Source organism: uncultured Maribacter sp. (assembly GCF_947495965.1).
In the GTDB taxonomy this organism is placed as follows: Bacteria; Bacteroidota; Bacteroidia; order Flavobacteriales; family Flavobacteriaceae; genus Maribacter_B.
In genome coordinates, this window is the sequence record NZ_CANMBB010000008.1 from 43,745 (window position 1) to 55,093 (window position 11,349).

Sequence of the window (11,349 nt, forward strand, 5' to 3'; positions counted from 1 at the left end):
ATATTACATAAACCTACTATGCCAACTTTCTGATGCAGGCACTTCCCAATGTTCTAAATACTCCCCTTTATTTGTAACTAAATTATTAAACACAATTGTTTTTAAAGAAACTGCTTTCTCTTTTGCCATTTTCTTAAAATCTATAAGAGGTTTATATGCTACATATTCTCCTTGTTTATAAGATACATTCATTTTATCTAATAAAAGCACATCATACTTTTTCTCTAGTTGCATAATAAAATGCACAGAGGCATCTATAGAGCAACCTGTAGCAGCATTTAAAGATTGATCTAAAGCTAAAATTATAAATCTATTATACTTAATTTCAAACCCTGCTTTTAAATCACTTCCATGTGCTGTCCAATCTGAAATAAAAGTTTTAAAATCTTTATTTATATCTGCTAATTCTTGCTCAGAAAAAGACCTACTGCATTGGTAAATCCAAACTCTAGAGGAATTAGGTAATTCTTTAAAATCTACTAACATTTTTTAATTTAATATTATAGTTCTTCTGCAGTTGCTATAATTTCAGCAATATCCATTACTTTAACTGTGTCTTCTTTTTCTTTATTTTTTACCCCATCTGTCATCATAGTTATACAATAAGGACAGCCTGTTGCTATAATGTTTGGTTTTGTGCTAAGTGCATCTTCTGTTCTTAGTACATTAATGTCTTTATCTCCTTTTTCTGGCTCTTTAAACATTTGCGCTCCACCAGCTCCACAACATAATGCAGTTTGCTTATGCCTTTTCATTTCAACAATATCTGCATCTGTATTTTTAAGAACTTCTCTTGGTGCATTGTACTCATTATTTGCTCTTCCTAAATAACAAGGGTCATGAAATGTAATGCGTTTTCCTTTATAAAGGCTTCCGCTAACATTTAATTTTTCGGAATTTATTAAATCCTGAATAAATTGGGTATGGTGTACAACTTCATAATTACCTCCTAGGCCTGGATATTCATTCTTTAAACAATTATAAGAATGAGGGTCACAGGTTACTATTTTTTTAATTCCATATCCGTTTAAAACTTCAATATTCATTAATGCTTGCATTTGAAAAAGGAACTCGTTGCCTGCTCGTTTAGCAACATCACCAGTACAACTTTCTTCTGTTCCTAAAACAGCAAAATCTACATTGGCTTTATTTAATATCTTAACAAAAGCTCTTGTTATCTTCTTAGCTCTATCATCAAAACTACCAGCAGAACCTACCCAAAACAATATTTCAGGTTGTTTGCCCTCTGCCATACATTGCCCCATTGTAGGAACCCTTAGTTTATCATTACTCATAAAATCAATGTTTTATATAAATACTCCAGTTTTCTTTAACACTTATAAAGTACTTAAAGAAAATATGTTTTAAATTTTTACGCTACAACTACCTATTATTCCTCTACCCAATTTAACCTGTCCATCTGGTTATATGGCCAAGGTGCTCCATTATTTTCTATATTAGACATCATATTATTTAATTCTACTGGAGCGGCACTTTGTTCCATTACTAAATAACGACGCATGTCCTGGATAATTGATAATGGACTAATACTTACTGGGCATTCTTCTACACAAGCATTACAAGTAGTACATGCCCATAGCTCCTCATTAGTTATATAATCTCCCAAGAGTTGTTTTCCATCATCTACAAAAACTCCTTTATTAGCATCTATATTTTTACCTACTTCCTCTAGACGATCACGAGTATCCATCATAATTTTACGAGGAGATAATTTTTTTCCAGTTAAATTTGCAGGACAAGAAGAGGTACACCTACCACATTCTGTACAGGTATAAGCATTTAATAATTGCACCCAACTTAAATCTTTAACATCAGACGCTCCAAATTTTTCTGGAACCGAGGCATCTTCTGTTGGTGCAGCAAAAGGGTCTGCACTTGGATCCATCATTAATTTTACCTCTTTAGTTATAGCTTCTAAATTATTTAACTTCCCTTTTGGTTCAACGCTTCCGTAATACGTATTAGGAAATGCTAGTAAAATATGTAAATGCTTAGAATAGTATAAATAATTTAAGAAACATAAAATTCCGATGATGTGTAACCACCATGCGGTTCTCTCTAATATTATTAAAGATGAGATAGACATATCTGAAAATAAAGAGGCTATAAACTGGCTTGCAGGAAAAGCTCCAGCTTTTGTATAATGCGGAGCGTCTAATAATTGAAGCTGGTAGTCTGCAGCATTCATAGTCAAGAATAAAGTCATTAATACCAATTCTATGTATAGTATTATATTTCCATCATTCTTAGGCCATCCTTTCATTTCTGGGTTTATAAAACGTTTTATTCTAATAACATTTCTTCTAATCCAAAAAATAACAACAGCTACAATTACCAATACAGCTAAAATCTCAAAAGAGCCAATTAAAAGATTGTATACACTCCCTAATAATGCAAATATTCTATGGGTACCAAAAAGACCATCTATAATTATTTCTAAAACTTCAAGATTAATTATTATAAAACCTACATAAACAATAATATGAAGAAAACCAGCAACAGGCCTTACTACCATTTTAGTTTGACCAAGGGCAATTTTGGCCATATTTTTCCACCGTTGAGATTTATTATCACTTACATCTACATCTCTTCCTAGTTTTATATTTCTAGAGAGACGCAATACGTTTTTAGTAAAAAATCCAATTCCCGCAACTAAAACGATTGCGAATAAAATATTTGAAAGATATTCCATAAAAAATGTTAGTTATTCTATATTTTCCGCAGGGTCTTCCTCCGGAACGGTGTATTCTTTTTGTTTTTTTCCAAATACAGATACATTTACATATCGTTTTGGATTTAATCTAAAGTCTTGAAGTAATAAATCTAATTCTTTAGATGCACTATTGAGGTTCGTGTACAATTCCTCGTTATTCATTAATTTTCCTAAAGTCCCATCTCCCTTATCTATTTTCGCCATTAGCTTATCTAAATTAGCAACTGTAGATTCCAAATTAGAAAGAGTTCTCCCTAAGCCAGCATTATTTATAGAATCTGTAATGCTTGTTAGGTTAGAGGTTAGAGACTCAAAGTTTGTTAAAGATTCATTTAACTTATCCTCGTTATTTTTTAAAATATTATTTAAGACAGATGCACTGCCATTTAAACTAACCATAAGATCGCTTAAACCAGCGATAGCGGTTTGTAAATCTTTCTTAGTTTTTTTATCTAGAACTTTATTAACGTTTAACAAAACAGAATCTGCATCTGTTACCGCAGATTCAAATTTCTTAAATAATGGTGTTAATTTTTGCTGCGCAAGTTCTGTTAACCCTGGCCTTGTTTCTGTTGTTAAAGTATCGCCTGTTTTGGCAATAGGAGCATCATCAAAAACCGGAATTATTTGTAATCCTTTACCTCCTATTATACCCGTATCATAAAGTTCTGCTCTACTATTCCTAGAAAAACTAAAGTCTTTATTAACCGTAAAGGTTACTAATAAATTACCCATCCCGTCTTTAAATTGAATGTCATTTACTGTCCCCACTGAAAAACCGTTAATAGAAACTGGAGTTCCCGGCTGCAAACCTCCAACATGAGGGTAAATTGCATAAAGCTTATTGTTATTATCAAAAAGTGGTGTAGACTTTAAATAACTAAACCCCATTATAAATAAAAGTATACCTCCTATAACAATTATTCCTGTTTTAATTTCTCTAGATAATTTCAAACGAATGGATTTTGGGTTCCTAACAAAATTAAAAATATTTTTTTGATGTCAGCTATTTTTATTCAGATATGTAAACAAGTGCTTTTTCTAAAGGAATACGAACACCGTCTTTATAAGCCACTATATAAGAGGTTGTATACCCTTTTAAGTCTGCATTTTTCTTTAATAATTTTACTTTCTGATAAGATTCTGTATTCCCATACATATATCTAAACAAATTTTTAACTGGTTCTTTTGATAAATCATTTAAGCCGTTAAAATTTTCTGCTTCTAAAGCTATATTTTTTCCGCTAGCAAGCAGTTGTACTTTAAAAACAATATTATAATTCTTTTTAACTACTGGTTTAGGGGTTTCTATTTCTTTTTTAACCTCTGGCATTTCTTTTTCTTCTACTTGTGTTCTTACTCCAGATGATGACCTAATAACTTCTTTAGCTGGTTTAATAACCTCTTTTTCTTTTACTTCTACAACTTCGTCCTTTTTTACAAAAATAGGCTCTTTTTTAATTTCTACTTCAGGTACCTCCTTTTCTATAACTCTTTTCGGTTCCTCTTTTATTTTTTCTTCTATAACAGGTACAGGGGTGTTATCTACAGGGGAAGATATAGTTGTATTATTCTGCGAAATTTTAGAAGGCACCTCTTCCTTATACTTTATAATTGCAGAAGCTATAGCAGTTCCTATTTTAGATTGTCCTTGCTTAGAATTAAGGTAAGCCCCTTCCTCTTTATTTGTTAAAAAACCAGTTTCTACTAAAACACTTGGCATAAAAGTTTGATGTAGCACTATAAAACCAGCCTGTTTTACTTTACGATCATTTCTTTTTAATTTAACAGAGAAATTTTCTTGCATAATTTTTGCTAACGCAATACTCTGATCTAAAAATTCTTCTTGCATTATAGTTAACCCTATTACTGACTCTGGAGAATTAATATCGTAATTAGCATATCTAGTCTCGTAATTATCTTCCAAATAAATTACAGAGTTTTCCTTTTTAGCTATTTCAAAATTTTGTTTGTTAGCATGTAACCCTAAAACAAAAGTTCCAGCACCATGAGCATCAGAGGTATGAGAATCGCAATGAACCGATACAAAAAGATCTGCATTTGCCTTATTAGCAATCTCTCCACGAACAAATAAATCTATAAAAGTATCATCCTTTCTAGTGTAAATTACTTTAACATCTTTATTCTGCTCTAAAATTGCCCCTACCTTTAAAACAATATTTAATGCAATATTTTTTTCTAAATACCCATTTCCTAAATTACCAGGATCATGACCTCCATGCCCCGCATCTAAAACTACAATAAATGGGTCTTCTTGCTGTAAAACCTCAGTAGACAAGGCATAAGAAGAAAAAGAAACCCCTAAAAAAGCTATTAGTAAAAGAAAAAATAATTTAAATTTCATATTTGTATTCTAATTAATAGTTCCTAATAAGGTTAAATTTATTGTAATACCATACAAAAGGAACAAAAAATATATGTATGTTTGAACTCCAAAAGTCGAGCCAAACCTTTTACAAAAATAGGATATATAGCCTTGCAATCAAATAAACATTATTTACTTTTCTTTTTCTTGCTAGTTGCAAGCCTAATTTCTTTGCATGCGCAAGAGGATAAAGTCATTACTTTACCTATTAAAGCCGAAGCAGATTCTATTACCGCTCCACTCTTTCCTATACCAGTAGAAAGAGATAGCATTGAAAGAGACTCTATACTCCAAGACAGCCTAAATAAAAAGCCTGCTCTTTTGTTAGATAAAATTACTTACAAAGCAAAAGACTATGTAAAACTTAGCCAAAAAGACCAAAAAATATATTTATATAACGAAGCAGAAATCTATTATCAAGATACAGAACTTAAAGCTGGTGTTATAATAATGGATTATATAAAAAATGAAGTATATGCTGGTAGATTAAAAGATTCTTTAGGAAATTATACCCAAACTCCATTTTTTAAACAAGGTACTAATGAGGTGGTTCCTGACTCAATTCGGTTTAATTTTGACACTCAAAAAGCACTAATTTGGAATTCTAGAACAGAACAACAAGCTGCTGCTGGATCACTAGGTAGTGATGCTATGAAAGTTTATGCTAATATTACAAAAAAAGAAAACGATTCGGTTTATTTTCTAAGCGAAGGAAAACTAACTACTTCTGCAGATACCATTAATCCTGATTATTACATTCGTATTAGAAAAGCCAAATTTGTACCAAAGAAAAAAGTAATAGCAGGTTTTAGTAATTTATACATTGCTGATGTTCCTACCCCTATTGCATTGCCTTTTGCCTATTTCCCTTTAACTGTAGGGCGATCTGCAGGTATTATGATGCCAACTTTTGGTAACGACCCTAATACTGGTTATTTTTTACAAGATTTAGGCTATTATGTTCCTATTGGAGAAGTAGCAGATATTACTTTTAATGGTAGTTTTTACACCAATGGAAGTTATGGTGTAAGAACCCAATCTGTTTATGCAAAAAGATACAAATACCGTGGTAATGTAAATATTAGGTACGAAAACCAAGTAACTAGCCAAAAAGGGTTTGATGATTATAGTAGAAGTTCAAATTATAACATCCAAATTTCTCATTCTCAAGACACAAAATCTAGTCCAAATTCTAGGTTTTCTGCCTCTGTAAATCTTGGTAGTAGTAATTACTATAGAAATTCACTACAACAACAAAACTTACCAAACACGCAAAATAATAATTTATCATCCTCTATATCCTATTCTAAGACTTTCCCTGCATATCCTTCTGTAAATATGAGTTTATCGGCTACGCACAGTCAAAACACAAATACAGAAGTTATTAATATGACACTACCAACCTTACAAGCAAGTATGGAGCGTATTTTTCCTTTTGCAAAAAGAGATGGTATAAAAAAAGGGATTATTCAAAATATAAATTTTCAATACAATCTTAACGCAAGAAATACTATTGTTACAGATGATGATGGTTTTTTTAAAAGTGAAATGTTTGACAATGCTAAGGTTGGGGCACAACATTCTATTCCAATTAGCACAAACTTTAAAGTTGCAAAATTTTTTAGTGTAAGTCTTGGTGGTAGGTATGAAGATGTTTGGGCTCTTAAAACATTAGATAAGAGTTATGATTTTGAGAATGAAGTGGTAGTAACAGATACTATTAGTGGTTTTGATCGCTTTAATAAGTATAGTTTAAGTGCCAGCATAGGAACTACTCTTTATGGAACTTTTAACTTTGGAGAAGACAAAAAAATACAAGCCATACGCCATGTTATGCGACCATCTTTAAGCTACGGCTACGCCCCTTCTTTTGAGCAATTTTATGATGAATATATTGGCCCAGACGGTGCTGTACAGTTTACCAGATTTGAGAACTCTCAATTTGGTCGTCCTAGTTTAGGACAATCTAATAGTTTAAGTTTTTCTTTAGCAAATACCTTAGAAGCAAAAGTAACCGATAAAGATTCTACTGCAACTGAAGCTAAAAAAGTACCAATCTTAAGTAATTTTAATATATCTACAGGATATAATTTTGAGTCAGACTCCTTAAGATTAAGCCCTCTAAGTGTAAATGGGGGAACCAATATTCTAGACAACAAAATGTCTATTAACTTTTCTGCAGGTTTGGACCCTTATGCTATTGATAATGCTGGAAGACGCTTTAATAAGTTTAATATAGATAATGGAGGTAGCTTATTACGTTTAACTAGAGCTAATGTAAATGTATCCTACTCAATTGATAGTAAAACATTTGGAAAGAAAGAAGATGAAGAGGAAGAAGACGAACCAGACCCTTTTGACTATGTAGCTTCTAGTGGTGGTAGAACTGATGACCTTTTTGGAAAAGGGGATGATTTTAATGATGAAAGATACCGTGAAGATGACGATGATAAAAGAGATGGTGATGATGTTGACAACCCTATTTTTGGAACAAAAATACCATGGAACTTTCGTTTGGCTTACTCTGCCAATTACGCCAATACAGCAAGACAAAATGAATTTAGTAGCCACTCTTTAATGTTCTCTGGAGATATAGAATTATCTCCGAGATGGAAGGTTGGGGGCTCTTCTGGTTACGATTTTAAAAATAACGGATTTACCCTTACACAATTACGGTTTGAGAGAGATTTAAAAAGTTTTACCTTACGTTTTAACTGGACGCCATTTGGCCAATACAAGAGGTGGTATTTCTTCATTGGTATAAAGAGTTCTATTCTTAAAGACCTTAAATGGGAAAATAGAAGTCAACGAGTTAGGTAATAATTTTAAAAAAATAAATCATGAAAAAAATAATAACAACTGCTAAAGCTCCTGCTCCTATAGGACCATACAATCAAGCAATATTAAGCGGAAACACATTATATATTTCTGGACAAATACCAATAAACGCTTCTACAGGAAAACTAGTAGAAGGCAATATAAAAGAAGAAACTAAACAATCTATGGAAAACTTAAAAGCGATACTTGAAGAAGCAGGTATGACTTTTGAACACGTAGTTAAGTCTTCTATTTTCCTTAGCGATATGAACCAATTTACAGATGTAAATGAAGTATATGGCACTTATTTTAATCCAGAAACAGCACCAGCTAGAGAAACCGTAGAGGTTGCAAATTTACCTAAATTTGTAAATGTCGAAATTTCTATGATTGCAGTAAAATAAACTACTCTATAAAGTTTGTCTGTGAAATTCTACCAAACCATCAATTGGTTTTTGACGTATTACACCTACGATTAAATCGTTTCTTTCTAAAACAGTTTTTAATTCTTCTCTTAAAAAGTATGCAACACTACCAACAAAGTTAATTGGTACTTTTGTAGCTAACTCAAATTGCATTACGTAGTTATTTATAAATTGCTGAAAACCTTTATCTATAACTCCTTTACAATATGGATGCTCTTTATTCTCAATTAAAAAACGAGCAAATTTAGCTAAATAGGTATTTGGGTTAGGCTGTTTGTATAAATTATCCTTAATAACATCGGCCTCTAAATCATATTCTTTACTAAACTTAATTCCTAAATCTGCAGGCATTTTATGAAAATAATAATCTCTTATTAATTTTCTTCCAAAAAAGTTTCCACTACCATCATCCATAGGAATGTAACCAAGAGAGGTAACTTTTTGAAATAATTGATGCCCATCAAAATAACTACAATTAGAACCTGTACCCAGAATACAAACTATTCCTTGATCACCAATTTTTGTTGTAGCATAAATAGCAGCATAGGTATCCTCTTTAACATCTGCTTTTGCATTAGGAAAGTAATCTGCAAAAATTTCTTTTAAAAATTTACGCATACGGTCTGTACCACAACCTGCTCCATAAAAGAACAAATGAGTTACAGCTTCCTTGTTTTTTGAAAGTTCAAAGTTATTTGCTAACCTATCCTCTATAACATCTCTTGTTAAAACTTCTGGACTTAATCCTAAAGTTTGTGTAAAGAAAAGTTTTTCTCCTTTTTCATCTAAAGCTATCCAATCCGATTTTGTAGCTCCACTATCAACAATTAATATCATATTATAAACTTTTAAAAAACAATCCTAAAAACAAGATATAAACCTTGTTTTTAGGAAAAAATTGTACCAATAATTTATATACTTATAAACTAGCTACGTGTTGTGCTAAATCTACTAATTTATTAGAATAACCAGCTTCATTATCATACCAAGATATGATTTTAAAGAACGTTGAGCTTAACTCAATTCCTGCTCCAGCATCAAAAACACTTGTTTGTGCTTCTCCTACGAAATCTTGAGAAACTACATCTTCTTCAGTATATCCTAAAACACCATTTAAAGCACCTTCAGAAGCAGCTTTAAAAACCTTTTTAATTTCTTCGTAAGAAGTTTCTTTTTTAACTCTTACCGTTAAATCTACTACAGAAACATCTGGTGTTGGAACTCTAAAAGCCATACCAGTTAATTTTCCGTTTAATTCTGGAATAACTTTACCTACCGCTTTTGCTGCACCTGTAGAAGAAGGAATAATGTTTGCAATTGCAGATCTACCTAATCTATAATTTTTTCTAGAAGGAGAATCTACAACATATTGCGTTGAAGTACTTGCGTGAATAGTAGTCATTAATGCTTCTTCTATACCAAAGTTATCATTTAAAACTTTAGCAACTGGAGCTAAACAGTTCGTTGTACAAGATGCATTAGACACAATTAAATCTGACGCTTTAGCCTCAGTATGGTTAACTCCCATTACAAACATTGGAGCATCTGCAGAAGGTGCAGAAATAACCACTTTTTTAGCACCACCATCAATGTGTAATTGCGCTTTTTCTAAAGTTGTAAAAATACCAGTACACTCCGCAACAACTTCTGCACCAGCAGCGTCCCATCCAATACTCTTTGGATCTCTTTCTGCTGTAATTCTTACCGTTTTTCCGTTTACAACTAGGTTACCATCTTTTACTTCAACAGTACCATCAAATTTTCCGTGAACAGAATCATACTTTAATAAGTATGCTAAGTGTTCTACATCTAATAAATCGTTTATAGCAACTACATCTACATCTCCTCTTTTTACAGTGGTTCTGAAAACTAATCTACCTATTCTACCGAATCCGTTAATTCCTATTTTTAAATTTGACATGTTTCTACTTTATATTAATTAATTTATGTTGTCATTATATCTGATACTCTAATAAGCTCTTTATCTATTTTAGTATGGCCTTTAATTGCCATTTCTAATGGAGTAAGTATTAGTTGATTGTCTTGAATACCAACCATTAAACTAGTTTTCCCTTCTAACAAAGCTTCTACCGCCTTTACTCCCATTCTACTAGCCAACACTCTGTCATAACAAGAAGGCGAGCCTCCTCTTTGCATGTGTCCTAATACAGAAACACGTACATCATATATTGGTAAATGCTTTTCTACATATTCTTTAAGTTCAAAAACATTTTTACCTGTTTTATCCCCTTCTGCAACTATTACAATACTTGAAGATTTACCAGACTCTTTACTTCTTTTTAAAGATTCTACTAAACGTTCTAACCCTAAATCTTCTTCTGGAATTAAAATTTCTTCAGCACCTGCTCCTACTCCTGCATTTAAAGCTATATGACCAACATCTCTTCCCATTACTTCCACAAAGAATAATCGGTTGTGAGAACTTGCTGTATCTCTAATTTTATCAATAACTTCTACAACGGTATTTAAAGCGGTATCAAAACCTAAAGTAAATGTGGTTCCAAAAATATCATTATCAATAGTACCAGGAATTCCTATTACAGGAAAATCATATTCTTGGTTAAAAACCATAGCTCCTGTAAAACTACCATCACCACCAATTACAACAAAAGCATCAATTCCTTCTGCTTTTAATTGTTGATGTGCAGCACTTCTTCCTTCTTTAGTTCTAAAATCCATGCATCTAGCACTTTTAAGAACTGTACCTCCTTTATTTATAATATTGTTTACACTACGAGCATCCATAGGTTTAAAGTCTCCTTCAATCATCCCTTGATATCCTCTATAGATTCCTACGCAATTAATTTTATGATATGCGCAAGTACGAACAACTGATCGTATTGCTGCGTTCATTCCTGGAGAATCTCCTCCAGATGTAAGAACGCCTATTTTTTGAATTTTTGTGCTCATTCTAATCTTATATATGCACGAAATTAGCAAACTTAATTTAATAAATTACGGCTTGT

10 protein-coding genes are annotated in these 11,349 nt (G+C 32.0%); 2 read left to right on the forward strand and 8 right to left on the reverse strand.

The window, feature by feature from the left end; translation table 11 throughout:
• Window positions 1–3 precede the first annotated feature (3 nt).
• The 5 genes from Q0820_RS14015 to Q0820_RS14035 form a co-directional block, all read right to left on the reverse strand.
• The gene (locus tag Q0820_RS14015) at window positions 4–486 is read right to left on the reverse strand and encodes an ABC transporter ATPase (RefSeq protein ID WP_298488418.1); all 483 of its coding nucleotides are present in this window, start codon (window positions 484–486) and stop codon (window positions 4–6) included.
• 14 nt (window positions 487–500) lie between these two features.
• Window positions 501–1,295, reverse strand: coding sequence for a (Fe-S)-binding protein (locus tag Q0820_RS14020; protein WP_298488420.1), 795 nt, complete (start codon window positions 1,293–1,295; stop codon window positions 501–503).
• 95 nt (window positions 1,296–1,390) lie between these two features.
• The gene (locus Q0820_RS14025) at window positions 1,391–2,713 is read right to left on the reverse strand and encodes a (Fe-S)-binding protein (RefSeq protein WP_298488423.1); all 1,323 of its coding nucleotides are present in this window, start codon (window positions 2,711–2,713) and stop codon (window positions 1,391–1,393) included.
• A gap of 12 nt (window positions 2,714–2,725) precedes the next feature.
• Entirely contained in the window at window positions 2,726–3,688 is a 963-nt protein-coding gene (locus Q0820_RS14030; RefSeq protein ID WP_298488425.1) for an MlaD family protein, read from the reverse strand.
• 58 nt (window positions 3,689–3,746) lie between these two features.
• Entirely contained in the window at window positions 3,747–5,099 is a 1,353-nt protein-coding gene (locus Q0820_RS14035; protein ID WP_298488426.1) for an N-acetylmuramoyl-L-alanine amidase, read from the reverse strand.
• Window positions 5,100–5,231: 132 nt separating this feature from the next.
• Here Q0820_RS14035 and Q0820_RS14040 point away from each other — a divergent pair, with 132 nt between their 5' ends.
• Both Q0820_RS14040 and Q0820_RS14045 read left to right on the forward strand, forming a co-directional pair.
• Complete coding sequence (locus Q0820_RS14040) at window positions 5,232–7,940, forward strand: putative LPS assembly protein LptD (protein WP_298488427.1); 2,709 nt, start codon at window positions 5,232–5,234, stop codon at window positions 7,938–7,940.
• A gap of 20 nt (window positions 7,941–7,960) precedes the next feature.
• Window positions 7,961–8,341 carry a RidA family protein gene (locus tag Q0820_RS14045; RefSeq protein ID WP_298488429.1) on the forward strand — a complete coding sequence of 127 codons (381 nt, stop codon included), beginning with the start codon at window positions 7,961–7,963 and terminating at the stop codon, window positions 8,339–8,341.
• A gap of 6 nt (window positions 8,342–8,347) precedes the next feature.
• Here the strand turns inward: Q0820_RS14045 and Q0820_RS14050 are convergent, their stop codons facing one another.
• The 3 genes from Q0820_RS14050 to pfkA all read right to left on the reverse strand — a co-directional run bounded on the left by Q0820_RS14050 (window position 8,348) and on the right by pfkA (window position 11,293).
• Window positions 8,348–9,199, reverse strand: coding sequence for an N-acetylglucosamine kinase (locus Q0820_RS14050; RefSeq protein ID WP_298488431.1), 852 nt, complete (start codon window positions 9,197–9,199; stop codon window positions 8,348–8,350).
• A gap of 82 nt (window positions 9,200–9,281) precedes the next feature.
• Window positions 9,282–10,283 (reverse strand): type I glyceraldehyde-3-phosphate dehydrogenase, encoded by a 1,002-nt coding sequence (gene gap, locus Q0820_RS14055; RefSeq protein ID WP_298488433.1) that lies wholly within the window; start codon window positions 10,281–10,283, stop codon window positions 9,282–9,284.
• Window positions 10,284–10,306: 23 nt separating this feature from the next.
• On the reverse strand, window positions 10,307–11,293 hold the full coding sequence (gene pfkA, locus Q0820_RS14060) for a 6-phosphofructokinase (protein WP_298488435.1): 987 nt from the start codon (window positions 11,291–11,293) through the stop codon (window positions 10,307–10,309).
• Between the last annotated feature and the right edge of the window lie 56 nt (window positions 11,294–11,349).